This window comes from Marinobacter lipolyticus (assembly GCF_018424605.1).
Classification (GTDB): Bacteria; Pseudomonadota; Gammaproteobacteria; order Pseudomonadales; family Oleiphilaceae; genus Marinobacter; species Marinobacter lipolyticus_B.
Map to the genome: position 1 here is coordinate 312458 of NZ_QTKT01000003.1, position 26603 is coordinate 339060.

General features: G+C 62.3%; 24 protein-coding genes. 13 read left to right on the forward strand and 11 right to left on the reverse strand.

The genetic code is table 11. The annotated features are described in order from the left end of the window. Window position 1: 1 nt before the first annotated feature. The gene (locus DYI22_RS06105; RefSeq protein ID WP_213477156.1) at window positions 2–1987 is read left to right on the forward strand and encodes an acetoacetate--CoA ligase; all 1986 of its coding nucleotides are present in this window, start codon (window positions 2–4) and stop codon (window positions 1985–1987) included. A 100-nt stretch (window positions 1988–2087) separates the two neighbouring features. Further along, entirely contained in the window at window positions 2088–3047 is a 960-nt protein-coding gene (locus tag DYI22_RS06110) for a phospholipase D-like domain-containing protein (RefSeq protein WP_213477157.1), read from the forward strand. A gap of 156 nt (window positions 3048–3203) precedes the next feature. Here the strand turns inward: DYI22_RS06110 and DYI22_RS06115 are convergent, their stop codons facing one another. Then, window positions 3204–3536 carry a hypothetical protein gene (locus tag DYI22_RS06115; RefSeq protein WP_213477158.1) on the reverse strand — a complete coding sequence of 111 codons (333 nt, stop codon included), beginning with the start codon at window positions 3534–3536 and terminating at the stop codon, window positions 3204–3206. On the opposite strand from DYI22_RS06115, the gene DYI22_RS06120 reads away from it, so the two are divergent. Further along, a complete protein-coding gene (locus DYI22_RS06120; RefSeq protein WP_213477159.1) occupies window positions 3505–5361 on the forward strand; it encodes a cytochrome c3 family protein in 1857 nt (618 codons plus the stop codon). The genes DYI22_RS06115 and DYI22_RS06120 overlap by 32 nt on opposite strands. A gap of 7 nt (window positions 5362–5368) precedes the next feature. Here the strand turns inward: DYI22_RS06120 and DYI22_RS06125 are convergent, their stop codons facing one another. Then, window positions 5369–6019 (reverse strand): hypothetical protein, encoded by a 651-nt coding sequence (locus tag DYI22_RS06125; protein WP_213477160.1) that lies wholly within the window; start codon window positions 6017–6019, stop codon window positions 5369–5371. Between the two features lie 321 nt (window positions 6020–6340). On the opposite strand from DYI22_RS06125, the gene DYI22_RS06130 reads away from it, so the two are divergent. Beyond that, a complete protein-coding gene (locus tag DYI22_RS06130; RefSeq protein WP_213477161.1) occupies window positions 6341–8584 on the forward strand; it encodes an NADP-dependent isocitrate dehydrogenase in 2244 nt (747 codons plus the stop codon). Between the two features lie 63 nt (window positions 8585–8647). On the opposite strand, the gene ybaK is transcribed toward DYI22_RS06130, so the two are convergent. Then, complete coding sequence (gene ybaK / locus DYI22_RS06135; protein ID WP_213477162.1) at window positions 8648–9115, reverse strand: Cys-tRNA(Pro) deacylase; 468 nt, start codon at window positions 9113–9115, stop codon at window positions 8648–8650. Between the two features lie 174 nt (window positions 9116–9289). Here ybaK and DYI22_RS06140 point away from each other — a divergent pair, with 174 nt between their 5' ends. Together DYI22_RS06140 and DYI22_RS06145 are read left to right on the forward strand one after the other, a co-directional pair. After that, a complete protein-coding gene (locus DYI22_RS06140; protein ID WP_213477163.1) occupies window positions 9290–10474 on the forward strand; it encodes a sensor domain-containing diguanylate cyclase in 1185 nt (394 codons plus the stop codon). Between the two features lie 111 nt (window positions 10475–10585). After that, the gene (locus DYI22_RS06145) at window positions 10586–11872 is read left to right on the forward strand and encodes a serine hydrolase domain-containing protein (RefSeq protein WP_213477164.1); all 1287 of its coding nucleotides are present in this window, start codon (window positions 10586–10588) and stop codon (window positions 11870–11872) included. A 21-nt stretch (window positions 11873–11893) separates the two neighbouring features. Here DYI22_RS06145 and DYI22_RS06150 read toward each other — a convergent pair whose 3' ends face one another. Beyond that, window positions 11894–12238 (reverse strand): hypothetical protein, encoded by a 345-nt coding sequence (locus DYI22_RS06150; protein ID WP_213477165.1) that lies wholly within the window; start codon window positions 12236–12238, stop codon window positions 11894–11896. A gap of 196 nt (window positions 12239–12434) precedes the next feature. On the opposite strand from DYI22_RS06150, the gene DYI22_RS06155 reads away from it, so the two are divergent. Further along, window positions 12435–12686, forward strand: a complete 252-nt coding sequence (locus DYI22_RS06155; protein WP_213477166.1) for a hypothetical protein — start codon at window positions 12435–12437, stop codon at window positions 12684–12686. Here DYI22_RS06155 and DYI22_RS06160 read toward each other — a convergent pair. Beyond that, a complete protein-coding gene (locus DYI22_RS06160) occupies window positions 12680–13675 on the reverse strand; it encodes a hypothetical protein (protein WP_213477167.1) in 996 nt (331 codons plus the stop codon). The genes DYI22_RS06155 and DYI22_RS06160 overlap by 7 nt on opposite strands. A gap of 187 nt (window positions 13676–13862) precedes the next feature. Between DYI22_RS06160 and DYI22_RS06165 the strand changes: the two genes are divergently transcribed. Genes DYI22_RS06165 through DYI22_RS06175 form a run of 3 tightly spaced genes read left to right on the forward strand, consistent with a single transcriptional unit; the run spans window position 13863 to window position 18363 of the window. Then, window positions 13863–17339 carry a response regulator gene (locus DYI22_RS06165; RefSeq protein ID WP_213477168.1) on the forward strand — a complete coding sequence of 1159 codons (3477 nt, stop codon included), beginning with the start codon at window positions 13863–13865 and terminating at the stop codon, window positions 17337–17339. 39 nt (window positions 17340–17378) lie between these two features. After that, window positions 17379–17921 carry a hypothetical protein gene (locus DYI22_RS06170; RefSeq protein WP_213477169.1) on the forward strand — a complete coding sequence of 181 codons (543 nt, stop codon included), beginning with the start codon at window positions 17379–17381 and terminating at the stop codon, window positions 17919–17921. A gap of 28 nt (window positions 17922–17949) precedes the next feature. Beyond that, window positions 17950–18363 (forward strand): response regulator, encoded by a 414-nt coding sequence (locus DYI22_RS06175; protein ID WP_213477170.1) that lies wholly within the window; start codon window positions 17950–17952, stop codon window positions 18361–18363. Window positions 18364–18384: 21 nt separating this feature from the next. Here the strand turns inward: DYI22_RS06175 and DYI22_RS06180 are convergent, their stop codons facing one another. Next, a complete protein-coding gene (locus tag DYI22_RS06180) occupies window positions 18385–18657 on the reverse strand; it encodes a hypothetical protein (protein ID WP_213477171.1) in 273 nt (90 codons plus the stop codon). Window positions 18658–19247: 590 nt separating this feature from the next. On the opposite strand from DYI22_RS06180, the gene DYI22_RS06185 reads away from it, so the two are divergent. Further along, window positions 19248–19487, forward strand: coding sequence for a hypothetical protein (locus DYI22_RS06185; RefSeq protein WP_213477172.1), 240 nt, complete (start codon window positions 19248–19250; stop codon window positions 19485–19487). A 34-nt stretch (window positions 19488–19521) separates the two neighbouring features. Here DYI22_RS06185 and DYI22_RS06190 read toward each other — a convergent pair whose 3' ends face one another. Beyond that, on the reverse strand, window positions 19522–20058 hold the full coding sequence (locus tag DYI22_RS06190; protein WP_213477173.1) for a hypothetical protein: 537 nt from the start codon (window positions 20056–20058) through the stop codon (window positions 19522–19524). A gap of 169 nt (window positions 20059–20227) precedes the next feature. On the opposite strand from DYI22_RS06190, the gene queC reads away from it, so the two are divergent. After that, window positions 20228–20893 carry a 7-cyano-7-deazaguanine synthase QueC gene (gene queC, locus DYI22_RS06195; protein WP_213477174.1) on the forward strand — a complete coding sequence of 222 codons (666 nt, stop codon included), beginning with the start codon at window positions 20228–20230 and terminating at the stop codon, window positions 20891–20893. Further along, window positions 20893–21549, forward strand: a complete 657-nt coding sequence (gene queE, locus DYI22_RS06200) for a 7-carboxy-7-deazaguanine synthase (protein ID WP_213477175.1) — start codon at window positions 20893–20895, stop codon at window positions 21547–21549. The genes queC and queE overlap by 1 nt, the downstream gene beginning before the upstream one ends. 16 nt (window positions 21550–21565) lie before the next feature. Here the strand turns inward: queE and DYI22_RS06205 are convergent, their stop codons facing one another. The 4 genes from DYI22_RS06205 to DYI22_RS06220 all read right to left on the reverse strand — a co-directional run bounded on the left by DYI22_RS06205 (window position 21566) and on the right by DYI22_RS06220 (window position 26437). Beyond that, entirely contained in the window at window positions 21566–22636 is a 1071-nt protein-coding gene (locus DYI22_RS06205) for an AraC family transcriptional regulator (RefSeq protein WP_213477176.1), read from the reverse strand. A 122-nt stretch (window positions 22637–22758) separates the two neighbouring features. Next, a complete protein-coding gene (locus tag DYI22_RS06210; RefSeq protein WP_213477177.1) occupies window positions 22759–23646 on the reverse strand; it encodes an alpha/beta fold hydrolase in 888 nt (295 codons plus the stop codon). A 106-nt stretch (window positions 23647–23752) separates the two neighbouring features. After that, on the reverse strand, window positions 23753–25522 hold the full coding sequence (locus tag DYI22_RS06215) for an ExeM/NucH family extracellular endonuclease (RefSeq protein WP_323132877.1): 1770 nt from the start codon (window positions 25520–25522) through the stop codon (window positions 23753–23755). A gap of 9 nt (window positions 25523–25531) precedes the next feature. Then, window positions 25532–26437: a helix-turn-helix transcriptional regulator gene (locus DYI22_RS06220; protein WP_213477178.1), complete on the reverse strand. Its 906-nt coding sequence runs from the start codon at window positions 26435–26437 to the stop codon at window positions 25532–25534. Between the last annotated feature and the right edge of the window lie 166 nt (window positions 26438–26603).

Genomic DNA, 26603 nt, shown 5'->3' on the forward strand with positions numbered 1-26603 from the left:
GATGAGCAACACAGAACAATCACCGGTAGTCTGGTCTCCTTCGGCAGACACACTGACCAACTGCCAGATGGGCCGTTTCAAGGCGTGGCTGGAAGATCAGGGTTTCGGACCCTTTGCCGATTATCACGCCCTGCACCAGTGGTCCATCGATGAGCTGGACACTTTCTGGGCGAAGGTGTGGGACTTTTGCGGCCTGATCAGCAATACCCCGGCGGACCGGGTGCTGGGCAGCCGCGCCATGCCGGGGGCCGAATGGTTCCCGGGCATGACGGTGAACTTCGCCGCCAACCTGCTGCGCCTGGCCGACGGCGAACAGGCGGACAGCGAAGCGGTGGTGGCCTACTGCGAAACCCGTCCGGTGTTGCGCCGCAGCTACGCCGAACTGAAAGCGGACACCGGCGCGCTGGACGCCTTCCTGCGGGATCAGGGTATCCGCCAGGGCGATCGCGTTGCCGGCGTGGTCACTAACGGCTACGAGGCGCTTGTCGGCATGCTGGCGGCCACCAGTCTGGGCGCCATCTGGAGTTCCGCGTCACCGGATTTCGGTGTCGGTGCGATTCTGGATCGCTTCGGCCAGATAGAACCCGCGGCATTGATCGTGGTGAACGGGTACGGCTACGGCGGCAAGGTGTTCGCCCGCCAGACCGATTTCGCCGAGCTGATTGCCGGCCTGCCAACGCTGAAGTGCGTGGTCAGTGTCCAGCAGTTGCCAGACCAGGCACCCATCGCGGGTGAACGGGTCACCACCTGGGAGGAGGCCCTGGCGTCCGGAGCCGGACAGGCGCCCACGTTTACCCCGCTGCCCCCGGATCACCCGGTCTACATCCTGTATTCCTCCGGCACCACCGGCAAACCCAAGTGCATCGTCCACGGCGCTGCCGGTCTGCTGGTCAACCACGCCAAGGAACTGATGCTGCACGGCGACGTCGGGCCCGAGGACCGTTTCCTCTACTTCACCACCTGCGGCTGGATGATGTGGAACTGGCAGGCTTCCGCGTTGCTCACCGGGGCTGCCGTTATCACCGTGGACGGCTCGCCGGGCTACCCGGACCTGAATTTCCTGTGGCAGGTGGTCGCTGACGAGAAGGTCACCCACTACGGCACCAGCGCCCGCTTCCTGGCCGGTTGTCGCAAGGCGGACATCAAACCGGCCCAGGCGTTGGATCTCAGCGCCCTGAGGGTCCTGTTCTCCACCGGCTCGCCGCTGCTGCCGGAGGATTATGACTGGGTCTACAGTGACGGTGCGCCCGGTGTTCTGCTCGGCTCCATTGCCGGCGGCACCGATATCTGCGGGTGCTTCGTGGGCGCCACCCCATTGCTGCCGGTGCGTCGTGGCGAGATCCAGTGCCGTTTCCTCGGCGTCGACGCCGTGGCCTACGGCGACGATGGCCAGCCGGTCAGAGAAGGGCGCGGGGAACTGGTGTGCCGCCAGCCGCTGCCCTCCATGCCCGTGTGTTTCTGGGACGATGCCGACGGTGAGCGCTACCGCAGCGCCTATTTCGACACCTTCCCCGGTGTCTGGGCCCACGGTGACTTCATCGAGTTCACCGAACATGGCGGTGCCATCATCTATGGCCGCTCCGACGCCACCCTGAATCCGGGCGGTGTGCGGATCGGTACCGCAGAAATCTACCGGCAGGTGGAAACCGTGGCGGAAGTGGCCGACAGCCTGGTGGTCGGGCGCCAGATCGACGGCGATGTGGAAGTGGTACTGCTGGTGGTGCCCGCCGCGGGCCAGACCCTGGACGACGCGCTGCAGCAGCAACTGCGCCGCCGCATCCGCGAGGGCGCCAGCCCGCGCCATGTGCCCAAGCACATTCTGGCGGTGGCCGACATTCCCTACACCCGCAGCGGCAAGAAGGTGGAGCTGGCGGTGGCGCGGCTGATTAACGGCTCGACAAAGGCTGATAACCGCGACGCGCTCGCCAACCCCGAGGCGCTCGATCAGATCCGGGAGCGCGCGCAGGCAGCCGGGCTGCTGCCCTGATCCTGTGGTCCCATCGGCAAGGTGCGCACGGCCCGCAACCTGCGGAGCCCTGTGCTACCTTGTAAGTGACTGACCATCAGGGAGCAGGGAAGGTGAAACAGTGCTAGGGGTTCGACCGGGCAGCGCCCTCGTGGGACTGTTCATCCTGCTTCTGCTGACCGGTTGCAGTCTGCCGATGGTGGATCACAGCAGTGACTTTCAGGGGCTCAGTGAGGCTGAGGCCGCTAACACCCTGATCGGTCGAGGGACCTCTGCACTGGAGGCCGAGCACCCCGGCGAAACCGGTGTTTTCGCGCTCGCCGACCCTCTCGACGCCTTTGCCAGCCGGGTGCTGCTGATCCGCGCCGCCGAACGCACCCTGGATGTCCAGTATTACATCTGGCAGCAGGACACGACGGGCGTGCTGCTGCTGGGTGAATTGCTGACGGCGGCGGAACGGGGCGTGCGCGTAAGGCTGCTGCTGGATGACAACGGCATTGGCGGCCTGGACCCTCTGCTCTCAGCGTTGGATAGCCATCCGGATATCCACGTTCGGCTTTTCAACCCCTTTCTCTTCCGCCGGGCCAAATGGTTCAGTTTCGTGACCGATTTCAGCCGCGTGAACCGCCGCATGCACAACAAGTCGATGACGGCGGACAATGCCCTGACCGTTCTGGGCGGGCGCAACATCGGGGATGAGTATTTCGGTGCCACCCAGGGTGCCTTGTTCGTGGATCTGGACGTTATGGCGGTCGGCGCGGCCGTTGGCGCGGTGACGGACCAGTTCGACCAATACTGGACCAGCGAGTCCGCCTTCCCTATTGACGCGTTGGTGGAGCCGGCGGAAGCGTCGGAGCGGAGCGAATTGCGACAGCAGGTTCGTGATATTGCCCGCGATCCGGAGGCGCAAACCTATGCCAGGGCCGTGAGGGAGCGGCCGTTTGTCAGTTACCTGGTGGATGACACGCTGGAACTGCAATGGTCGCCCGCGAGACTGGTGAGCGACGACCCCGGCACCAATGCGTTCGACCGGGGCATGCTCTGGTTCTTTTCACTACTGCCCATTGAGGGATTGCTATAGGTTCTTTGCCAAACCGGCGTCCATGGGCCAATCTTTTAAGCAACCTGATTGCGCCCGGAAGGACCTGAAGTGCATCGAACGTCAATCCACGCCCTGTGGCTGATACTGACCTGCCTGTTGGTCAACCCGGCAGCGGCGAAAACCCCGGCCGCTGCCTCACCCGGCATGGCCCCGGACGACTACGGCTATGTGGGGGCTGCCACCTGCGCGGGATGCCATGAAGATGAGCACAATCACTGGCAGGGCTCGCACCACGACCTGGCCATGCAGCCGGCGACAGCGGAGACGGTACTCGGGGATTTTTCTGGCGCCACCTTCGAGTATTTCGGCACCACCTCCACCTTCTTGCGCAAAAACGACACCTTCCATGTGCGCACCGATGGTCCTGACGGTGAGCTGACGGAGTACCCGATTGCCTACACCTTCGGTGTAGACCCCCTGCAGCAGTATCTGATCGATGCCCGGCGGCCGACTCCAGGCGCTGAGCATTGTCTGGGACAGCCGCGCGAAGGCAGAAGGTGGCCAGCGCTGGTATCACCTGTACCCGGACGAACCCATCCGCGCCGGCGACGAGCTGCACTGGACCGGGCTCAATCAGAACTGGAATTTCATGTGCGCCGACTGTCACTCCACCAACCTGCAGAAGAATTACGACGTGCAGTCGGATACCTACGCGACCACCTGGAACGAAATCGATGTGGGATGTGAAGCCTGCCATGGCCCGGGCCAGCAACATGTCGACGCCATGCAAAAACAAGATGGGAGCCTGCCATTCCATGGCTTCAGCCTGACCCTGTCCCGGGCAGAACCCCGGGCATGGGCCATCGACCCGCAAACCGGCAGCCCGCAGCCGGCGAGCGCCGGGCCGGCCATGCAGCCGGAGCTGCAGGTGTGTGCCCAATGCCATTCCCGGCGGGCCACCCAGTTCCACGGCGCCCGGCCCGAGGACGGGCTGTTCGAGCATTTCTTGCCCTCGCTGTTGTCCGAGGGGCTATACCACGTCGACGGTCAGGTGGCGAATGAGGTCTACGTGTATGGCTCGTTCGTGCAGAGCGCCATGTACCACGCCGGCGTGACCTGTTCGGACTGTCATAACCCCCACAGCCTGGAGCGCAAAGCCGAAGGCAACGCCCTGTGCGGTCAGTGCCACCTGCCGGCGACCTTCGATACCGAGGCCCATCACGGCCACCCGGAGGACAGTGCAGGCAGCCAGTGCGTCAACTGCCATATGCCGGCATCCACGTTTATGGGGGTGGATGAGCGCCAGGCCCACAGCTTCCGCATACCGCGACCGGATCTATCGGTTTCCCTGGGTGTGCCCAACGTCTGTACCGACTGCCACAGTGACCGGGAAGCGGAGTGGGCTGTCGAGTCCTTGCGTGAACGGCACGGCCCGCCACCGGAAGGACACTTTGCCAGTGCCATTCATGCGGGCCGATACGGCGGCCCGCAGGCGGAGCAAAAGCTGGCGCAGTTGATCCGCAATCAGACCCAGCCGGCCATCGCCCGTGCTACGGCCGCTACCCTGTTGCCCCGTTACCTGAGCCAGCAGTCGGTGCCGGTACTTCAGCAGGCCAGCCAGACAACGGATCCACTGATCGCGTTGGGCGTTGCCCTGGGGCTACAGGACATTCCTGAGCAATACCGCGCCTTTTTTGGCATTCCCGGGCTGTACGATGAACATCGTGTGCCCCGCAGCCTGACCGCCAGTAACCTGCCGGAAAGCGCCCTGCCGCCCAATCAAGCGGAGGTTGGCCGTCGCCACGGGGCCGCGCTGGAGGACTACATCCAGTCCCAGAAGAACAACGGCGACCGACCCGAGTCACTGGTCAATCTGGCGGGAATTTATGGCCAGCGCGGGGCCTTCGAGCGCGCAGAAACCTACTACAGACTGGCCATGGCGCGGGCACCCTGGTACACACCCGCCTATGTGAACCTGGCTGATCTGTTGCGGGCCCGTGGCCGGGACAACGAAGGACAGCAGGTTCTGCAGGACGCCCTGGGCCGGGTTCATGATCCGGCGCCCATCGAGCATTCCCTGGGGCTGCTGCTGGTTCGGCAACAGCGCCTCGATCAGGCGCTCGACCACCTGGGCCGTGCAGCAAATGCGGCTGTTTCTTCCGCCCGCTATGCCTATGTGTATGCCGTCGCACTGGACTCGGTGGGTCGCACGGCGGACGCCATAACAGCGCTGGAATCGGCACTTCGTCGATACCCCGGCGACCCGCAGATACTGTCAGCACTGGTCGGTTATCACCGCCAGATGGGCAATACGGCTCAGGCCTCCCAATATCAGAGAATGTTGAATCCCTGATTATTGGTCATCGCTTCTTCCACTCACGTTCCGGCGTGTTCAGTGCATCGACAATAACCCTGGCGAAACCTTCTGCCGCCTCTTCCAGCGAGTCCGGATCGACAGTACGGGGCAGGGCCTGCCAAACGGCCTCCCCTGTGGCGCTGTCATAAAGGGTTGACTGGATTACATAATCCACAGAACGTTCGATGCTGGCGGGCTGTACCGAATGCTCCATATAGGTCACCGAGGCGCCGGCGCCGATTTCCCGGGTGTAGGGGATGTAGGAGACCGATTCCGGCTTGTAGTCCGTGTGGACCCTTTTATCGACCAGCGATAACACCAGAACACTGTCGTGCTGACCTTCCCGGGCGATGTCGAGCAGCTGGCCGCGCAGTTCGGTCGGTGTGTCCCAGGAAAGCGAATCGTGTTCGGAGTTCAGGAACGTGGCTGCGTTGCCCTGTTCGTTCAGCCTGTTGGCCATGGCTTGACCCACCACTGTCCGCACCCGGGCATTGGGGCTGGCGGCAACGACGAGTGTATCGGAAAACTCACGGGCGGAATCGCCCCCGGACCGGACATTGGTAATGGACGTGCTGGGGCTGGAGCTTGAGCACGCACCGAGCAGAAACGATGCGGCCATGAGTGCAGTGAACAGAATGATCCATCTTGGCGTCATGCGGGTTCTCCCTGAACCTGTCGGAATATGGTACCGCTGCTGACTCAAGCAAAGCACAGCCTGCGGACAAGCGCCAGATCAGGACGCACCGAAAATGTCCGAAAGTTTCGTAAAATCGTGCCTTTTCACGATGCTGTAACAGGTTTTATCGCATTTTTAGTCCGTTCTTATACTAAGATCGTAACCAGAATTCCCCAAAAAATGGTATCTTACTAGGTCTATCAAAAGTTCCCGTATCAGTCATTGCTCAGGTCGGGCGTTCACAAGACCCCTGACCCTGCCATGACCGTCCTGAACTCACATACTAGCCTGAGGACGAAAATGACTACCTCCAAAGCCAAGATTATCTACACCCTGACCGACGAGGCCCCCGCGCTCGCTACCCGGTCTCTTCTTCCCATCCTTGAAACCTACGCCAAGCCGGCCGGCATCGACTTTGAAACCAGCGACATCTCTCTGGCGGCACGTATTCTGGCGGCGTTTCCTGATTACCTGGAAGAAGATCAGCGGGTGCCGGATGCTCTTGCCGAGCTGGGTGAATACACCAAGAACCCGGAAGCCAACATCATCAAGCTGCCCAACATTTCTGCCTCCATTCCGCAGTTGCGCGCAGCCATCCGGGAACTGAACGAGCAGGGTTACAAGGTTCCCGAATACAAGGAAAACGCCGAGACCGACGAAGAGAAAGAAGCCCAGACCCGCTACGCCAAGGTGCTGGGCAGCGCCGTCAATCCGGTGCTGCGGGAAGGCAACTCCGATCGTCGTGCCCCGTCCGCGGTCAAGGCCTTTGCCCGTAAATACCCCCATACCATGGGTGAGTGGAGCCCGGCGTCCCGTACCCACGTGGCGCACATGCGCGGCGGTGATTTCTACTCCAACGAACAGTCCGTCACCCTCGACAAGGCCACCACGGCCCGCATCGTGTTCGAAAACAAGAAGGGCGATCAGACCATCCTGAAGTCCGAGCTGCCGCTGCAGGAAGGCGAAGTGCTGGACGGCATGTTCATGAGCAAGAAGGCGCTGATCAAGTTCTTCGAAGACGCCATTGCCGACTGCGAAAACACCGGTGTGATGTTCTCCCTGCACGTCAAAGCGACGATGATGAAGATTTCCCACCCGATCGTGTTCGGTCACGCGGTGAAGGTCTTCTACAAGGAGCTGTTCGAGAAGTATGGCGAGCTGTTCGACGAAATCGGCGTGAATCCGAACAACGGCCTGTCGTCGGTTATCGAAAAGATCAAACAGCTGCCGGAATCCAAACAGGAGCAGATCCAGGAAGACCTGCACAAGTGCTATGAGCACCGTCCTGAAATCGCCATGGTGGATTCCGTCAAGGGCATCACCAACCTGCACGTGCCCAGCGACGTGATTGTCGACGCCTCGATGCCGGCGATGATCCGTAACTCCGGCAAGATGTGGGCCCGCGACGGCAAGCTCAAGGACACCAAGGCGGTGATGCCCGAGTCCACCTACGCCACGATTTACCAGGAAGTGATCAACTTCTGTAAGACCCACGGCGCATTTGACCCCACCACCATGGGTACCGTGCCGAACGTGGGTCTGATGGCGCAGAAAGCGGAAGAATACGGTTCCCACGACAAGACATTCGAGATCAAGGAAGACGGCGTCGTGCGCGTGATCGCCGAAGATGGCACGGTGCTGACCGAGCATCAGGTCGAGCAGGGCGATATCTGGCGCGCCTGCCAGACCAAGGACCTGCCGATCCGTGACTGGGTCAAGCTGGCGGTGAATCGCGCCCGCGCCACCGGCATGCCGGCGTTGTTCTGGCTTGACGACGAGCGTCCCCACGACGCCCAGCTGATCAAGAAGGTCGAGATGTACCTGAAAGAGCACGACACCGACGGCCTGGAGATCATGATCAAGTCGCCGGTCCGCGCCATCCGCTGGACCATGGAGCGCCTGATCCGTGGCCTGGACACCATCTCGGTGACCGGCAACGTGCTGCGGGACTACCTCACGGATCTGTTCCCGATTCTGGAGCTGGGTACCAGCGCCAAGATGCTGTCCATTGTGCCGCTGCTTAATGGTGGTGGTCTGTACGAGACCGGCGCCGGCGGCTCCGCGCCCAAGCATGTCCAGCAATTGCTTGAGGAAAACCACCTGCGCTGGGATTCCCTCGGTGAGTTCCTTGCCATTGCGGTCTCTCTCGACGAGCTCGGCGAGAAGGAAAGCAACGAGCGAGCGCGCCTGCTGGGTCAGACCCTGGACAAGGCCACCGAGCGCCTGCTGGAGAACAACCAGTCGCCGTCCCGCGTGACCGGTGAGCTGGATAACCGCGGTTCCCACTTCCACCTGGCCCGTTACTGGGCCGAAGAGCTGGCGAATCAGGACAGCGACAAGGAACTGAAAGAGTTCTTCGGCAAGCTGTCCAGCCAGTTGGAAGACAACAAGGACAAGATCCTCGAGGAAATGAGCGTGATTCAGGGGCACCCGGCTGACATTGGCGGCTATTACCATCCGCCCGCAGACAAGGTCTGCGAGGTCATGCAGCCGAGCGAAATCCTGAACCGGATCCTCGCCGAAGCCCGCGACTCCGTGAAGTAACACCCGGGTGGCACCAGAAACCGGGCGGCTGCGAGGTCGTCCGGTTTTTTTGTGCCCCCAGTCTCAGGCTTGCAGGGGCGCGAACCGGGCGGCGGTCAGCCTGGCCAGGTCGTCCGGTGACAGTTCGATCTCCAGGCCGCGGCGGCCGGCACTGACATAGAGCGTGTCGAAATCCCGGGCCGAGCTGTCGATGAAGGTGGGCAACGCCTTTTTCTGGCCCAGCGGGCTGACGCCACCGAGTACGTAGCCGGTACTGCGCTGCACGGCCTGCTTGTCGGCCATGGCGGCTTTCTTGCCGCCGGCGGCCCGGGCTATCTGTTTCAGGTTCAGCATTGCGGTCACTGGCACCACGGCAACGGCCAGCGTCTTGCCGTCAACGCTGACTACCAGGGTCTTGAACACCCGGGCCGGATCGACGCCCATTTTCTCCGCCGCTTCGGTGCCATAGGACTCGCTGGACGGGTCGTGCGGGTATTCGTGAAGACGGTGGGGCACCTTGGCCTGTCGCGCTGCGTTGACGCCGGGAGTCATGGGGTCTCGCTTCCTTTGACGTGAAAATGGTAAGCAGATTTAACGCATTTGTTATCAATTGCAAACTCCCCTCGACGAATCCCTTATGAGTGACTATTTTTCATACAGAAAAACCAACCTCAGCAACCAAGTGCTTGCCGTACCACTCATGACCCGTATTCGCGATCTGACCACATGAAAACTCTGAAAACCAGGCATCTTCCGCTGCTGCGAACCCTGTGGGTGGTGGCCATCTACCTGTGCGCCGGGTGGCTGTGGATAACCTTCTCCGATGCCCTGGTGGAAGCCTGGGTGACCGATTCCCAGGCGCTGAGCCGGGTGCAGACCTGGAAGGGCCTGCTGTTTGTGCTGGTGACCGCGGTGGTGCTGTTCGTGGTGCTGCTGAGGCAACTGCAGAAGGACCGCAACCTGCTGCAGCTGCAGCAGCACCAGCGCGACGCGTTGCGCAAGCGGGAACGCCAGCTTGCCGTGCTGATGGACAACCTGCCGGGCATGGCCTATCGCTGCCGCTTCGACGAACACTGGACCATGCTGTTCGCGTCCAGTGGCTGTGGTGAGCTGACCGGTTACCAGCCCGAGGAACTGGTCGGCAACCGGGTGACCAGCTATGCCCGCCTGATCGGCGACGAAATCAACCCGGCGCTGGCCCGCCAGGTGCAACAGGCCGTGGAGCGCGACGAGGCTTTCTCCATCGAGTACCCGCTGACCCGCAAGGACGGCCGGCGCATCTGGGTGTGGGAGCGCGGGCGAGGCGTGGACGAAGACGGCGAGACGCTGCTCGAGGGGATCGTGCTGGATATCTCTGACCGCAAGGCCCTGGAAGAAGAGCTGTCGGATCTGGCCATCCGTGATTCCCTGACCGGGCTGAACAATCGCCGGGAAATGACCCGGGTGCTGGAAGAGGAAGTGGCCCGCGCCGCCCGTTACCGGCGTGAGATGGCCGTGTTGTGGATCGACTTTGACCATTTCAAGGACATCAACGATTCTCTCGGTCACGCCGCCGGCGACGCGGTGCTGAAAAACGTCAGCCAGCTGTTGCTCAGCGGCATTCGCAGTGTCGATACCATCGGCCGCTTCGGCGGTGAGGAATTCGTTGTGGTGTTGCCGGAAAAGGGTGTGGAAGGCGCGCGGGAAACCGCCGAACGCCTGCGGCGCCTGGTCAGTGACCGGCCGGTAGCGCTGGACAGCGGAGATACCGTGCCCCTGACCATCAGCATCGGCGCGGCGGTCTTCCCCCATCATGGCCGCAGTCCTCGCGCGTTGAGCGCGGCGGCGGACAAGGCCATGTACCTGGCCAAGGCATCCGGGCGCAATTGTGTAATCATGGCGTCTATCGCGGAGGAAGCCCATAATTCCTGACGGCGGCAGCTGGAAAGACTGACAGCCGTGCCACTGCCCTCCGGCCAATGATCCGGCGCCGGCCAGCACCGATCATGAGCGAAAAACAGCAACCCCAACGAAGGCTTACCGATGAACCGAATTGCCCGACGAGCCCTTCACACCTGCCCTGTACCAACAGATCTGGCCGCAATCACCTGCCGTGACAGCGCAGGCGAGCGCCCGGAGGCCGCCGGAGTGTCATCCCAGGTGGTGGACGATATCTGGCAGGGCGTGGAGCGTCTGTACCGTACCGGTGTGCACCCGGGCATCCAGTTATCGGTGCGCCATCGCGGGGAGCAGATACTGCACCGCGCCATTGGTCATGCCAGCGGGAACGGCCCCCATGACCCGCCCAATGCCGTTAAGGTACCGATGACCACCGACACGCCGATCTGTTATTTCTCGGCCTCCAAGGCCGTGACGGCACTGCTGATGCACATGCTGGCGGAGCAGGGACTGATCAACCTGAGTGATCCGGTGTCTTACTATTGCCCGGAGTTTGCGGCGGCCGGCAAGCGCACTATCACCGTGCACCAGATCCTGTCCCACCGCGGCGGCATACCGGGCATCCCCAGGGAAACCCCCATCGAGGTGTTGTGGGACCGGGAAGAGATCTGGCGGGTGCTGTGTGCCGCCAAACCGGTGGAAGTGGACGGCGCCAAGGTGGCGTATCACGCCATCACCGGCGGCTTCGTGCTGCAGCGGGTGCTGGAGAAAGTCACCGGGGATACCATAGAGAATTTTCTGGATCGCCACCTGCGCCAGCCAATGGGGATGCGCTGGTTCACCTACGGTATTGCTCCGGACAACGTCAACGACCTCGCCAGCAACTACGCCACCGGGCCAACCCCGCGTTTCCCGGTCTCCTGGATCGTCCAGCGGGCCCTGGGCGGCGATATCCGCACGGTGGAGCAGGTGGTCAACGATCCGCGCTTCCAGGAGGCGGTGATTCCGGCGGGCAATCTGTGCGGTACCGCCGAGGAAATGGGGCGGTTCTTCCAGATGATGCTCAATGGCGGTGTCTGGAACGGCAAGCGGATCTGCAGCGAATTGACCATTCGCCGCTCCATCCAGCAGTTCGGTTCCCTGCAGATCGATCGCACCATGATGATTCCGATGCGATTCAGCGCCGGCATGATGCTTGGCGGCAACCCCTTCGGCCTGTGGGGCCAGCAGAGCCGCTACGCCTTCGGACACATCGGTTTGATCAACAAGCTGTGCTGGGCCGACGCGGCACGGGATATTTCCGTGAGTCTGCTCAATACCGGCATTCCCATTGTCGGCCATCACCTGCCGGCGCTGGCGAGGTTTGTCTATACGGTCTGCGACCGCTTTCCGCTGGTGCCCGAGAGTCAGCGTCCACTGATTGCGGCCTGAGACAAGGATCGGCGAGCGCGCCTACAGCGTACGGAGCTGATCCTCAAGAATGCCCTGGACCGACGACAGAATGTCGCGAAAATCGGTGAGGGTCTGGGTGCGCTGAATGATGTCCTCGCGGTGCTCGTCAAGGCGCTCCAGTTTGGGCACCACGCGGCGGATGCCCTCGGTGATCACTTCGTAGGGATAATGGTGGTCCATCACGCTGAGTTTGTTGATCTCCGCCACTTCCTGACTGAATATGCTGACGATGTCGTACAGCAGATCCTTATGCTGGATGCTCGCCGCTTCCCAGTAGGCGTCGTCAAGCAGCTCCAGGAAAGACAGGTATTCCCGCAGGGTATCGGCAACTGAAGTCTGGCTCATGGGCGATCCGTCCGTTTGGAAGAGTGGTGCGTATAACCGGGAACTATAGCAGGAGATCGTTGCGCCGTTTCTGCTGGGCCATGACGCGACCGTTAAAATATGAAAGCTTATTCATTTTTATTGAGTTTTGTCGGACAACCGTGCAGACTCCCGATGTGCGTTATGGATATACCACACTCAACGGAAGAGAAGCGTGATGGACAAGCACCTTCACACGGCGACCAAGACGGCTCGCCAACGCCCGGTCAAACTCGATCACCACGACAGTGTTCGTTCCCATGTGCGTGAGCAGGTCAGCTCGGAAGTCGCGCGTCTGGAGCGTCGTATCGAAACCCTGCGTCTGACCCGGGGGCCCCACGCCGAGATCATGATTTCCGCCTACCAGCGCATGCTCGATCGCAAAAAGGGCTTCCTGCTCAACTGGGACCTGCGCGACGGCGGTTACTGACGACTGCTGACGACCACCGTTTCGTAGTTGATGGCCTCGTCGCCATTCTGCTGATTACCGCAATGCTCCGGATTGGGCCGGCGCTCCCCGTTTTCCTCAAGGGTTGGCTCCTCGTCCGTGGAGGTAAATACCCGGGCCAGAGATTCGCCATAAGTCAGTACCACTTTGACACAGTCCGGTTGCTCGCCGTTGATCTCCAGGCCGTTCGCCTTGGTGAGTGTTAACGTGTCTCTCTGGGTGCCGACAAACTCCTGCAACAGCTCTACGTTACCCCGGGTGCGTCCGGTGTAGCTGGTGGCGGCGTATTCCGGCTGGTTAAACCCGCTGTCGCCGAAGGAACTGGCGTTGTAGCGGCCGCTCCACGACGCACTGGCGACCTCCGCCGGGTTGTCCTCGCTGTCGGCCGGCGCCCGCGCGACGAACTGGGTGGCGCGGTAGACCTTGTCCTGCATCGGATTGTAGGTCCAGTCCAGCATCACGTATATCCAGGTGCTGTCGGAGGCGGCCGAGTCACCCCCGGTCTCGGTGAAGCGCACCAGGGCGTCGTTCGCCGGAGTGTTGTAACTGGCCGCCTCATCCTCCGCGATACTGTCCCGCATCAGCCGTCGGCCGTCGTTGAAGTTGCTCACCTGGCCGCTGCGGATCACTTCGTTGATCAGGTCCAGCGGGTTGCGCACACTGGTGTAATCGCTGCCGTCGTCCGTCGGTGTGGTGCCCAGAAACGCATCAAGGTGGCCACGCAGGGCCATGGCGCTGCCGTTGTCCTTGCCGTCAGTGGCCGGTTCAAGGCCGCGGTACAGATCCTGAAAGGTGGTGTACTGCAATACCGGCGCCAGCCCCTCGGTGTTGCGCAGGCGGAAACTTTCCATGGGCAGGTCCACGTCTGTCGCCGGGTTGAGGTAGCCGTCGTCGCTGGAACTGTCCGGACCGCAGCCTGCGAGTCCGAAAGCCGTCAGGGTAAATGCGGCGAAAAGGCAGGAATGTCTCATTATATAGGGGCCCTGGGGTGCGAAAATGATGTTTAAGCGCTAAAGTGACGGACTGCGGCGCGGGAACCTCCTCGCTCCGGCCTGACTGCTGACAATAAACCATAAAGCAGGCATCTGCCCTCGCGGAGATCACATTTTGCAGCAATGGCAATCCCTGAACCGCCGGTGGCTCCTGCCGGTTCTTGTTATGCTGGCGCTATGGCTGCCGGGCTTAGCCAGCGCCAGCGAGCAGTGCCAGGACGGTGAGATTGTGCTCAACAGTGCAACCACCAGCGTGCGCGACCTGGGCAACTGCATCTGGTACCTGGAAGACCCGGACCACACCCTGGGCTTCAACGATGTGATCGCCGCCGGGGCCGAACGGTTTACCCGCCACGACGGCGGCGTGTTGAATTTCGGTTACACCGAGTCGGCCTACTGGGCCCGGTTCGATTTGCGGGTCGGTGCCGGCGCGGCGCTATCGGACTGGATTCTGGAGCTGGCGCTGCCGCTGGTGGATGAGGTGGTGCTGTACGTGGTGCAGGGCGGCGAGCTGGTGGACCAGCGTCGTGCCGGCTACGAGGGCGACTGGTCGTCGCGGGATCTGGCGGTGCCGAACCCCACGTTCCGCCTGTCGCTCGAGGCCGGGCTGCCGGCCCGCGTCTACCTGCGAATCACCAATACCAATACCTTCCGCCTGCCCATCACGCTCTGGCATCCGGACAGCTACATTGAAAAAGTCTCGGTCGATGAGGCCGTTCGCGGCATCCTGCTGGGCAGCATTCTTGCGATTCTCGCCTACAACCTGTTTGTAGCGGTGTCCGTGCGCGAGCGCAGCAACATCTACTACGTGCTCTATCTGGTTTCCGCCACGGTGTTTATCGCCACGGAGCAGGTCCACGGCACCCAGCTTTTCGAGGGCCGCCCGGCGTTCCTCAACAAGGAGTATCTGCATTACCAGATCATGATGACTTGGTTCTGGGGGCTGTTGATGGCTCGGTCATTGCTGGAAACACGCCAGCGGTCGACGGATCTGGACCAGGTCATCCGGCTGTGTCTGTACGCGGTGGTGGTCACCTTCGTGCTGTCGCTGTTCCTGCCCTACCATGTGGCGATGGAGTGGATCGTGCTGGGTTCCATTGTGCTCAGTACGCTGATGATTGTGGTCAGCTATCTGTCCTGGCGCTATTACAACCCGGCCGCGCGCTCCTATTTCTTCGCCTGGACACTGGCGCTGGTGGGCTTCGGTATCTACGCCCTCACGGTCATGGGCTACCTGCCGTTGAACATGTTTACCACCTACGCACCCCAGTTTGGCCTGACCGCGCAGATCATCCTGTTTTCCTTCGCCCTCGCCGATCGCATCAAGCAGGTACAGGGCGAGGCCCTGGGCTGGAGTGAGCGGGCCCTGGCCAACCTGCGCCGGTACCAGTCGCTGTTCGATAACGCCATTGAGGGGGTGTTCCAGATGTCTCTGCACCGGCGTTTCGTCACCGCCAATCCGGCCATGGCGAATCTGATGGGGTATCGCAGCAGTCGTGAGCTGCTGGACCGTGATCCCGACGTGCTGGATACCTGTTTTGCCGATGAGCGGGTGCGTCGGCGGGTCGTGGAGCAGCTGGAAACCCGCGGTACGGTAAAAGGCATCGAGGCCCGGTATCACGATCGCGACGGCAACGAGCGCTGGGCCACGATATCGCTGCATACGGTGTACGACAGCGACGGACTGCCGACCCATCTGGAAGGCACCTGCATCGATGCCACCGAACGCCACCAGCGCCAGCACATCGAGCGTGAACGCGAACAGGAGCGGCTGGAAAAGGAGCTGGCGCGTAACTCGGCTGAAGCCAAGAGCCAGTTTCTGGCGAACATGAGCCACGAGATCCGCACGCCGCTGGCCGCCATCATCGGTTATGGCGAGACCCTGCTGGACCCGGATCTTAATGACGAGGAAAAACGCGGCAGTGCGGAAACGGTGGTGCGAAGCGGGCGTCACCTGCTGGACCTGGTCAACGACATTCTCGACCATTCCAAAATCGACGCCAACAAGCTGGATGTGGATGTGGTCACCGTCAACCTGCCCGAACTGCTGGACGAGATACGCGCGTTCTTTGCCCCCAGAGCGCGGGAGAAAGGGCTCGATTTCAGTATCATCTGCGACTATCCGCTGCCGGAAACCCTCCGCACCGACCCCACCCGGTTCAGGCAAATCATCATCAATCTGTGCGGAAATGCATTGAAATTCACGGAAAAAGGCTCTATCTCCCTGGCTATCCGCTGTGATCGCCAGCGGGAGCAACTGGTGGCCCGGGTGGTGGATACCGGCATCGGCATGAAACCGGAGCAGTTGCGCCGGCTGTTCGATCCGTTCGCCCAGGGCAGTGCCGCCATTGCCCGCCAATACGGCGGCACCGGCCTGGGCCTGAGTATTTCACGGCGGCTGGCGGAACTGCTGGGCGGTGACATTACGGTCGCCAGTACCTATGGTGAAGGTAGCGAGTTCGAGCTGCGGATAACCACCGGAGCGCTGGACGGGGTGCATTTCCTGCGGGACGCGTCGGAGCTCAGCCAGCGCCGCCGCACCATTCCGATGGTGGTGGCGCCGCGCCTGTGCGGCCGCATCCTCTGTGCCGAAGACAACGACGTCAACCGCCGCCTGGTGTCATTGCTGGTCAGCCGCACCGGGGCCGAAATCGTGCATGTGGGCAATGGTGCGGAAGCGCTGGAGACCGCCATTCGTGAGTCGTTCGACCTGATCCTGATGGACATCCAGATGCCGGTCATGAATGGGCGAGACGCAACGGCCGCACTGCGGGAGGCGGGCATTAACACGCCGGTGATTGCGCTGACCGCGAACGTGATGGCCGAAGACATCGCGGATTACCGCGTTGCTGGCTGCAACGAACACCTCGCCAAGCCCATCGACAAGCAGCGTTTTTACGAGGTGCTGGCCCGCTACCTCAAAGTGCAGCCGGATCAGGGCTATGGCAAGGACCGCCAGTACCGCGGTACGGTGCTGGTGGCGGAAGACAACGACGACAACCGGCAACTGGTGGAGCGTATGCTGCGGCGCCGCGGGCTTGAGGTGGTGGCGGTAACCAGCGGCGATGAAGCGGTGCGCGCGGCCCTGTCCGGCTCGGTGAATCTGGTGTTGATGGACCGTCATATGCCCGGGCTGGACGGCGTGGAGGCCACGAGGCTGTTGCGTCAGACCGGGTTCCGCCGCCCCATTGTGGCGTTCACCGCCGGTGATCAGCAGGAAATCGAGGCACTGAAGGACGCCGGATGTGACGGCGTGTTGAACAAGCCCATGGACACCGACCATCTGTTGGCGCTGCTGGAGCGCACACTGGGCAGCCCGGAGCCGTTCGCAGGCGATGCCCTGACCGCTGAGGACAGCGGCATCGAGGCGCTGGTGGAGCAGTTCCTGTCAGGCTTGCCGGCACGCCAGCAAACCATGCAGCGGGCATTGGCAGCAGAGGACCCCGAGAGCCTGCGCAGCGAGGCTCACCAGATCAAGGGCACGGCCGGGGCTATGGGCTATCCGGCGATGACCGCTCTGGCCGGTGCAATTGAGGCCAGCCTGAAAGCCTCGGCCCCGGACTGGGACCGGATTCGCAGTGAACTGGCGCGACTCGATGAGATGATTGACCGCGCCTTGACCGCACGCAAAGAACGTACATGAGCCAACGGCGGGCAGGATATGACCACAGGAAACCAGACGATGACTGACCATCAGCAACCCAACGAACAATACTCACTGAGTATGATGTACGGCACCTACGCGGACATTCTGTTTGTCCTGTTTCCTTTTCTGGTTATCACCATGCAGCGGTTATGGGACGGCAACCTGGCGCAGATTCTGATGCAGCCGGACCTCAGTATTGCCTCGGCCATCCTTGCCGGCCTCGCCATTGGCAAGTTTGTGCTGGGCCTGGTGACCAATCGTGACCTGGGCCGCTACAAGGAACGCATCGTGTTTTTTATCGCGCTGACGCTGTTTGTGGTGCTGGGGCCATCCATCATCCTGATGCTGAGCATTGTCGGGAACAGTGAGGTGCCCGGTTTCGTGGCGTTTGTGCAGCCGGTGCTGCTTATCATTGCCATATCGCTCTACACCAGCGCGGTCAGTATCAGTAACATCCTCACCCGCAGTATCGGCGCGGAAGCTGAGTCGCCCGGCGGTCTGCATGGCAGCGCTGGCGCAGCCGCGCCGGCCCATGAGCCGTTGGCCATACCGCGCCGTACCGGCAGCGACACGGTCTGAACGCACGGGGAAAATCAGGAGAGAGTCCATGAGTGATCTCAGGGTATTAGTGGTCGAAGACGAGCCGGTGATGCGCGAGCATCTGGTGCAGATGCTGTTTAACGCCGGTGCCACCGGTGTTGAATCCGCCCGGGACGTTGCCAGTGCGCGAGCGGCCTATGACGCCAGTGAATTTCAGATCGTGCTGCTGGATATTGGTCTGCCCGATGGCAACGGGCACGACCTGATGCTGGAATTCAAGCGGATCAGGGAAAGCCAGCATATTGTGCTGGTCACCGCCGACGACTCCATTGAAAGCATTCAGAAAGCCATCAGTGCCGGAGCCAATGGCTACGTGGTCAAGCCCTATTCCCAGGAAAAGATCTTCGACGTGGTCAACAACTACGCCATGGTGCACAGTGGCGACCGGGGCAAAATGCAGGGCCTGAACCGTCCCCACTGAACGTTTCAGGCCCAGGACTGCTCAGGCAACCTGGCGGGCAATCCAGGAGTTGTAGCGGGTTGCCAGTGCTCTTACGTATCGGGCTTCCGCCCCGTCAAGCCGGCACAGTACGCCATTAAAGATCCATCCCCGCTCATACAGGCCGAGCACCCGCTGCTCGTCGTCGAGATTGACCCGCTGGTTCAGTTTCTTGCAGATGGCATCCAGCAGCGGCAGCTTTTCAGGGCGCCGGATCGGGCCCGGTTGGTTGCCGGCTGGCGGATGCGCTGCACGTGTTGTTGGATGTCTTCTCATGATGTTCTCCTTGTCGTTTTGCGGCTGCAAAAACAAAAACCCCGGAGCTGTAGCAACCGGGGTCTGGCGGAGAGACTGGCCCGGTCGCTCGAACGGCTCCCGGGACTGACCGAAAGCCGTTAGCTGTTTTTCACCATGACGAGAACACACTGGTCGGCGAGACGGCCCGCGCCCGTGTGAATCAGGGAATGTCGGATAAACTGTCGCATGGATTCTGGCTCTTGGTCGGCGGTGCGCCGGATGGGCGTCGCCTTACGGTTTCGGTAACAGCATCAGTGTATCGGTTGCCAGCCGCTTTGCAAGGCCTGCGAGGCTTCGGCAAACCCCTACAGACCGGGGCGGGTCGGGCGCTCATAATTGCATCTGTCACGTGTTTTTACGTTGTGCAATCCCGGGTGCCCGGCAGTGAATTGCCCTGGCATCCAGTGGATCTCTCCTTTACGACGCAGCCTCTTGGGGCTGCGTTTTTTTTGGTAGTGGATAATCCGTAGCCACTACTTCGTACAGCCTTCCAGCCTGTTTTTGCCGATAATTTAATCACTAACGCAGTGTTGAATATCACCAGTAAAGAGAGGTTGAAACCTAGCAAGATGTCCGAAGAAGCCGGATCTGCTCGCCAAAAGTTACACGCACACGCACTTGTCGAATTCCTGTTGATCGCCGCCCTGGCGGTGTACCTGATGCTGGCCCGTGGCCAAGTGGTGGGGGATGACCTCGCGTTCACCGTTGTGGGCGCCGGCCTGATGGCGTTGGTCACCTACTGGACCCTGAATACCCTGCGGGATGTGCTGGAGGTGGTGGCGGTGAGAGCGCACCGGCTGAAACACTGACGCGCGAGTGACGGCCGCAGGGATACCCGGTCGGTCAGGCCTGACGGCTCTCGTCAGACAGCGGTGCTAACCCGCCGGAGTGCAGATCAATCTGCTGCCAGGTCCGGTGAAGAATCAGCGCGTCGTTGGCCGCCCGGTGAACCGGCAGCCCGAGTTCCCTGATAACCTCCTGACGCACCGCCGACCAGTGGCGGACCTGCACCGAGTTCAGCAGCATGGAAATGGATTCCAGCTGGAACGCGGGAGTGACGCCGGCTACCCGGTAGAGCCGGTGGAGCCAGAAACTGTCGAAGGTCCAGGCGTCGCAGAAAACCTGGGCGGGCAGCAGCCTGTTCAGCTCCTCGGCCACGATGGCCACCGGCGTACCCTCGGCCTCGAGGGTTTTGCGGTCAATGCCGTGAATCTGCTCCGCGTTGTCCGACCAGTCCTGCCAGAGCACATGAGGGCGGATCAGCCAGCTGTGCAGTTGGCCGTCGGGCAGGCAGATACCCACTTCGATCGGGTAACTGGCGATGAGATCAAGGCTGGAAGCCTCGAAATCGATGAACGCTGGGTGGAGTTCGGAATTCATTATTCCTGTATTTTTGTTGATGTGCCGTTGGCTGAGTTTACCCGCCCCCTAGTCAGGACGCGAACCTATCGTGTGATTCCACTGTTACAATATGCTCATCGAATGTAAAAACCCGATGACAGCCGCTGCTGACTGGCGAAATGGCGAAATGGCGAAATGGAAAGAACCGATGTCCGAAACCGTTGTAGTTATTTATTCCGGAGGGATGGATTCCTTCACTCTGTTGCATCTGGCGCGTGCCCGCGGCTACCAGGTTCATGCCCTGTCCTTCGACTATGGCCAGCGCCATGTGCGCGAGCTGGACTGCGCCCGTCAGGTGTGCGATGCCGCCGGAATTCCCCATAAAGTGATCGATATCCGTGCCCTGGGTGCGGTGATGGCCGGCTCGGCGCTGACCTCCGACGTTGAGGTGCCCGAAGGCCATTACGAGGAAGAATCGATGAAGGCCACGGTGGTGCCCAATCGCAACATGATTCTGTTGTCGCTGGCCACCGGTTACGCGGTCACCGCGGGTGCGAGTGCGGTGTGGTATGGGGCCCATGGCGGCGACCACGCGATTTATCCGGATTGTCGTCCGGAATTTGTCGAGAAAATGGACGCCGTATGCCGGGTCGCCAATTACCAGCCGGTGGCAATTGAAGCGCCCTTCATGGCCCTGGACAAGTCCGACATTCTGGCGCAGGGGCTGCAGCTGAACCTCGATTACAGCCAGACCTGGACCTGCTACAACGGCCGTGAACGGGCCTGTGGTGTCTGTGGCTCCTGCGTTGAGCGTCGCGAGGCGTTTGCCGCCCACGGCCTGACCGATCCCCTGCCTTATGAGGATGCGCGCTGATGTACCGGGTCAAGGAAGCGTTCTACACCCTGCAGGGCGAGGGTGCCCAGGCGGGCCGCGCCGCGGTGTTTTGCCGATTCAGCAAGTGCAATCTGTGGAACGGTCGTGAAAAGGACCGGGCGCAGGCCGTCTGTGATTTCTGTGACACCGACTTCGTCGGCACCGATGGCCAGAATGGCGGCCGCTTTGACAGTGCCGAGGCGCTGGCGCGGCACATACGAAGTCTCTGGCCCGACGCGCCCGGACAACCCTATGTGGTCTGCACCGGTGGCGAGCCACTGCTGCAGCTCGACACTGAGCTGATAGCGGCCTTTCACCAGCAGGGGTTCGAGGTGGGTGTGGAAACCAATGGCACCCTGCCGGCCCCGTCCGGTATCGACTGGTTGTGCGTCAGCCCCAAGGCTGATGCCCCGGTGGTGATTGAGCGTTGTGATGAGCTGAAACTGGTCTATCCCCAGCCGAAGGCCATGCCGGAGCGTTTTGCGGATGTGCAGGCCAGACACTACTTCCTGTCACCCATGGCGTCACCGACAGCGCCGGAGGGCGGGTCGGATCCGGTCAAGCAGAGCAATACCCGCAAGGCAACCGATTACTGCCTGGCCCACCCACGCTGGCGCCTGACGCTGCAGATGCACAAGATTATCGGCATCGACTGATCCCCCTGGCCGCAGCTCAGGCGGTTGCGCCCATGCCGAAAGTGCGGGATTTCACCGCCGGTTGCAGCGCCTGGCTGCGATAGTGGCTGGGGCTGGTGCCGGTCCAACGCTTGAACGCCCGGGTGAAGTTGGCGGCGTCGGCGTAGCCCAGCGCGTCGGCAATCTGGCTGAGGTTCATGCCGGTATTGGTCAACAGTTCCCCCGCCCGTTGCAGCCGTACATGATCAACCAGATTCTGGAAACTGGCCTGTTCTTCCTGCAAGCGGCGTTTCAGGGTGCGTTCGGAAACGAAGAGTGTGGCAGCGACCCTGGCCAGTTTCGGCGGAAACGGGTGGCTGGTCTCGATGACCCGTCGGACGCGGCAGGCAAAGCCGGCATCTGCAGTCAGCTGCTTCAGCGCCTCCTCGCATTTGGCCCGTGACGACGCGGCCAGCTGGGCGTCACTGAAGCGCACCGGCAGGTACAGTTGCGCGCGCGGGATGAGCAGCGCGTCCACCGCCGAGTTGTACCTTACCGGCACCGGAATGTGCTGGCGGAAACGATGGAAATACGCCGGTTCGGCATGGCGGCGCAGTATGGCGGAGCCGGGCACCGGGGTACCGGTCAGTTGCGCGCCCATGGACACGCAACCGAACAGCATGGCGTCCATGATGAACCCCTGCAGCGGGCCGAGATCGACGCCACAGGACACGTTGAACAGCACGTTATCGCCTTCCTGTCGGCGCTCGACGTTCAGGTGCGGCGCCCGCAGGGTCAGATAGCGGGTCATCAGTTCCAGCGCTTCATCGAGGGAGCGACTGCTCATGACGGCGGTGCCCAGTGCGCCATGCAGCGGAAGCTTGAGCTCCCGCGCCAGCATGATGCCCAGCCCCGGCTCGCCGCTTTCAATAATCGCCCGGGTCACGAATTCGCTGGCCTGGGCCTGGCTGACTCGCAGATCGGTGGATTTCAGTCGGGCCGGATCAAGCCCTACCCGCAGCAGCAGAGCCCGTTCATCCACTCCAATGGTGTTCAGCAGTTCCGCCAGCAGATGCAGGTAAATGGCCGGCATGCCCAGATCCTGAACCGTCGATACGGAGGCGCGCATGGTGTTTCCTCGTTGTGTTCTGTTCTTGTTATGTAAGGGAGCAACGTCTGACCCCGATTATGACCGTAACCCGGGGCCGGCCCCATGACTTCGCTGACGGGTCAAGAGGCCACGCAGGCCAATCAGTGCTGGTGGCGTTCGATAAAGCCCGCCAGGGTGGCGGCCGAACGGCCGGGATTCTCCAGCATTGGCAGGTGCCCGACGCCACGGAACACATGAATATCCGCCTGGGGGGTGGCGGTGCGGAACCAGTCAACGCAGCGCGTCGGCGTGATCACATCGCGGTCGCCCCACTGCACCTGCAGCGGTGGTGTGCCGGAGCCGAGGTAGCGGGCGGGCGCCAGTGCGTCGGCCAGCATGTCATCAAAAATATGGCGAAGGGCATCACGGCGCTGCAGCAGATCGGGTCCCAGCAGGCCGGTCATGGCCAGCCCCATGGCGGTGGGTTTGCCATTGCCGACGCTGTTGAACATGCGATAGACGCCGGCCCAGTCCCGGGGGATGAGTATGTCGTCGCGATCGGATTCGAACGGCGCGTCGATGTCCACGCCATCGTGCTCGGGGATGCCGGCGCTGTTGAGCAGGGTGATCGAGCGCGGGGCCGGTTCCATGCGGTGGGCCAGTACCGCCGCGATGGCCCCGCCCATGGAACTGCCGGCCAGATGGATATTGTCTGTAGGGAAGGTAGCCAGCCAGTCCCGCAGCCTCAGTGCCTGGGCTTCATAGCGGTAGCTGGCGCCGGGGTGGTAGTCGCTTTCACCGAGCCCCGGTACGTCGGGGACAAGGATATGCCAGTCCCGGGGCAGCTTCTGTAACCACAACGCCCAGTTCTCCTTCATGGCCGCAAAGCCGTGTATCAGCAGCACGGTGGGCCGCGAGGGGCCTGGCGCGCCACGCTCAAGGTACACGAGGCGATGGCCGTCGATCCGGGTTTCCCGTCTTTTTGCCTGCAGCAGCCAGCGTTGGCCGCTGCGTGCCAGCGGCCACAGATTGGGGGTCGGTAGGTTCATGGTGCATTCCCGCAGTCGTTGAGTGGTTCCAGTGTACCCCTCAGAGGATGGCGGGCGATGGCTTTGCCGCCGGTTTACGGCGGCACCCGAGCAACCAGGCAGACGTTCAGAGGGCGAGATCGACGATCACCGGGTTGTGATCGGAGGATCGCCACGGTGACGCCGGAGAGGCGTTCTGGCGGTAACCCAGCGCTGGCGGCTCCTCCGCGTTGATGGCCCAACTCCAGGCGCCGAGCACCAGCGGCATCAGGCTGTCGGAGGCCAGGGCGTAGTCGAGGCTGCCGTTCCTGCCCTTGTAACGGTAAGTGGTCTGGGGGCAGCCGGCGTCGGTACAGGGGTGGAAGTGATGAACCAGGCTGGAAAAGCCGGCGTTGCGGAAGATCGTCAGCGGTGTTTCCCGGGCGTAGCTGTTGAGGTCACCGGTGATCAGCGTGCCGGCGGTCGAGGCTGGCGCAGGGTGGGTTGAAACCCATGCCACCAGCGCACGGGCGGCCTTTTCACGACGATCACTGAAACACCCCTGGCCATCCTGTTGATCCCGGTTGCGCCCGCGGGCGCCGTGACAGGCCTTTGATTTCAGGTGAGGGACGATGATCTGCACGCCGCGCTCGCTACCGAGCGGCCGCAAGGTCTGGGCCAGAGGCCGCCTGCCCTGCTTCTGGAAAGGACCGGATGCCAGGTGCGAGGCCTGGCCGTCGGGTTCAACCCGGTCTGTCCGGTACAGCAATGCGGTACGGATAGCGTCCGTGCCACTGGACGCCCAGGCGCGAATGGCGCGCCACTGCGGACCCAGTGCCTGAGCGAGCCGAAGCAGTGCGCTGTGCTCACCATGGCCGTCGTTCTCCAGCTCAGCCACTGCGATAACGTCGGGGTCCGGTAGCGTGAGGGCGGCGATCAATCGCTGCGACTGGCGCTGAAACTGCTCGAGGGTGCGGGCGCCCCGGTCCGTGGGAAAACCCTGACCACGGCCGTTGCCATTGAAATAGTTCTCGAGATTGAGAAAAAGCACCCGCAGCGTGGCGTCGGTGTGCCGGGGCGGCGGTGGCTTGCGAGGGTTGTCCCGGTGGAACGCCGGGCCGGCCGTCGGTTGCAGCCGCCAGGCGCCAAAGCGATAGTCGAGTACGCCCTCGAGTCCGGAGAGGGTGTCGCCGGTCCGGACGGTGTTGTCCAGTGCCAGAGCTGGCGTGGGCCAGGGGGTTGGATCGGGATGGCGCACGCCGCGGTTGTCGTCCAGCACCAGGCGATGACGGTCTTGCTGCTGCGACAGCGCAGCGGCCGCCGGTCCCGGTGGCAGGATCTCGGTCGGGATGGTCTGGGTGGCCGCCGCCAGGGTCAGCTCGCCGTATTGCGCCAGCTGATAGCTGTCGATCACCGTGAGCCGGTTGCTGACCCGCACCCGCATGTTTTCCAGCCGTTCGGGGGGCGAATCACCGGCGGGCCAGGGCAGGCGGATGCTGACCGGTTGCGGTAGCGCCGAGGGCCCGCAATCGCGCACAAACCGGACATCGGTCAGCTCGGTAAGATCGTGGAACTCCTTGACCCGGCCGCGCACCCGCACCCGGTGACCGGGTTTGCCAGCATTGAGGCCGGTGTGGATAAACAGGGCTTCGGAAGTTGCAGGCAGCTGGTCGGTTTCGTCGTCGGCCTGCTGCAGGTAAAACCCGCGGAAGCCGCCGGCGTGTCGGGAATCGAGGGTGATGATGCCCTCGACGCTGACGTCGGTGCCCGCCAATAGCGAGCGCGCCCCGCTGCCCTGCACCTCAGCAATCGGGGTGGCGGGGCTATGGCATTCCTCAGCCGCCGCCGATCCGGTGCAAGCGGCAAGGGCGGTGGCGAGGAAAGCGACGGTTAGCGGGCTGGCGGTATAGGCGGTCACCCGGTGAGTCTAGCAAAGCCCTGCCACGGCTTTCACCGCTTTATGCTGACGAGGGCTGCCAAGATGGACCTGCTCGGGGTTGGCCAGCTCCAGTTGCTGGATCAGCGGGTCCGGGTGCGGGGCGTCCATCGACACCCCCAGATTGGAGAGCAAATAGGGGGCCAGGGCCGCCCGCGTGGTCAGTTCCAGGCGATGGTCGGTCATGCCGTAATCGGTCGCAATGATGTCGCGGCAGTCCCGGCTCAGGCGGCTGTCCGGCGCCAGCACCAGCGTGAGTTCACGGTTCCATTCATCGTCCTGGTGCACCGTGTGGCGCGCCCGCTGGCGCACCACGTCAGGTTCGCCGCGGAAACGGCTGAGCGCAAAGTCGCGGTAACCGCCGGTGGTTTCGCACCAGGCCCGCACATGCCAGTTCCGGCCCACGCAGACCAGTGTATGGGGCTCCAGGACCCGCTGGCTGATGCCAGACTGGGACAGCGACGCATACCCCACGCGCAGTTGACGGCCATGGCGTGTGGCGGTGACCACGGCACGCATCACGGCGGGCTGCACCACCCGGTGCGGCCCCTGGATCACCGTGCTGTCCGGCAGGCTGATGTTGAGGGATTCAAAGGTGTCGCTCAGGTGTTCCTGGCGCGCCAGCAGATCCAGATACTCGCTGGCGTGGCCGCGGGTGACGACGGGCCGGAAGTCGGACGCCGGCACGTAACCTTTCAGGTGCCGGTCATAGATCAGGTTGTCGGGCGCAAGCTCCCGCAGGTAGGTATTGATGTCCTTGGAGGCCTGCTGCCGACCAATGCCAAAGCTGTGACAGATGTGGTTGGTCGTCAGCCGTCCTTCCCACAGGGCAATAATCTCAATCAGGCGGTAGCGAAGCAGCAGATCCCACCGGATGGGCCAGTCCGTTTTTTTCATAACAGGCACTCACGGGTTTGGTGAATAGCTGGAATAATGTTAACCGCTCGTTGCCGGCAGGTCTGTTACGTCACCTTAATGTAAAACAATGTCAAAAGCAGCCGTGACGCGCTCCCCGGCGCCATAAATGTGACTCTGTGCGCGGCGGTGATTGTGGCAAGTGCGT

Bases quoted from the DNA above. Each gene is read 5' to 3' on its own strand.
- DYI22_RS06150 (WP_213477165.1), bottom strand. From the start codon at position 12,238: ATGAGCCAGACTTCAGTTGCCGATACCCTGCGGGAATACCTGTCTTTC.
- DYI22_RS06105 (WP_213477156.1), top strand. From the start codon at position 2: ATGAGCAACACAGAACAATCACCGGTAGTCTGGTCTCCTTCGGCAGAC.
- DYI22_RS06160 (WP_213477167.1), bottom strand. From the start codon at position 13,675: ATGAGACATTCCTGCCTTTTCGCCGCATTTACCCTGACGGCTTTCGGA.
- DYI22_RS06165 (WP_213477168.1), top strand. From the start codon at position 13,863: ATGCTGGCGCTATGGCTGCCGGGCTTAGCCAGCGCCAGCGAGCAGTGC.
- DYI22_RS06220 (WP_213477178.1), bottom strand. From the start codon at position 26,437: ATGAAAAAAACGGACTGGCCCATCCGGTGGGATCTGCTGCTTCGCTAC.
- queC (WP_213477174.1), top strand. From the start codon at position 20,228: ATGTCCGAAACCGTTGTAGTTATTTATTCCGGAGGGATGGATTCCTTC.
- DYI22_RS06205 (WP_213477176.1), bottom strand. From the start codon at position 22,636: ATGCGCGCCTCCGTATCGACGGTTCAGGATCTGGGCATGCCGGCCATT.
- queE (WP_213477175.1), top strand. From the start codon at position 20,893: ATGTACCGGGTCAAGGAAGCGTTCTACACCCTGCAGGGCGAGGGTGCC.
- DYI22_RS06180 (WP_213477171.1), bottom strand. From the start codon at position 18,657: ATGAGAAGACATCCAACAACACGTGCAGCGCATCCGCCAGCCGGCAAC.
- DYI22_RS06140 (WP_213477163.1), top strand. From the start codon at position 9,290: ATGAAAACTCTGAAAACCAGGCATCTTCCGCTGCTGCGAACCCTGTGG.
- DYI22_RS06130 (WP_213477161.1), top strand. From the start codon at position 6,341: ATGACTACCTCCAAAGCCAAGATTATCTACACCCTGACCGACGAGGCC.
- ybaK (WP_213477162.1), bottom strand. From the start codon at position 9,115: ATGACTCCCGGCGTCAACGCAGCGCGACAGGCCAAGGTGCCCCACCGT.
- DYI22_RS06185 (WP_213477172.1), top strand. From the start codon at position 19,248: ATGTCCGAAGAAGCCGGATCTGCTCGCCAAAAGTTACACGCACACGCA.
- DYI22_RS06120 (WP_213477159.1), top strand. From the start codon at position 3,505: ATGCCCGGCGGCCGACTCCAGGCGCTGAGCATTGTCTGGGACAGCCGC.
- DYI22_RS06170 (WP_213477169.1), top strand. From the start codon at position 17,379: ATGACTGACCATCAGCAACCCAACGAACAATACTCACTGAGTATGATG.
- DYI22_RS06115 (WP_213477158.1), bottom strand. From the start codon at position 3,536: ATGCTCAGCGCCTGGAGTCGGCCGCCGGGCATCGATCAGATACTGCTG.
- DYI22_RS06190 (WP_213477173.1), bottom strand. From the start codon at position 20,058: ATGAATTCCGAACTCCACCCAGCGTTCATCGATTTCGAGGCTTCCAGC.
- DYI22_RS06155 (WP_213477166.1), top strand. From the start codon at position 12,435: ATGGACAAGCACCTTCACACGGCGACCAAGACGGCTCGCCAACGCCCG.
- DYI22_RS06125 (WP_213477160.1), bottom strand. From the start codon at position 6,019: ATGACGCCAAGATGGATCATTCTGTTCACTGCACTCATGGCCGCATCG.
- DYI22_RS06175 (WP_213477170.1), top strand. From the start codon at position 17,950: ATGAGTGATCTCAGGGTATTAGTGGTCGAAGACGAGCCGGTGATGCGC.
- DYI22_RS06210 (WP_213477177.1), bottom strand. From the start codon at position 23,646: ATGAACCTACCGACCCCCAATCTGTGGCCGCTGGCACGCAGCGGCCAA.
- DYI22_RS06145 (WP_213477164.1), top strand. From the start codon at position 10,586: ATGAACCGAATTGCCCGACGAGCCCTTCACACCTGCCCTGTACCAACA.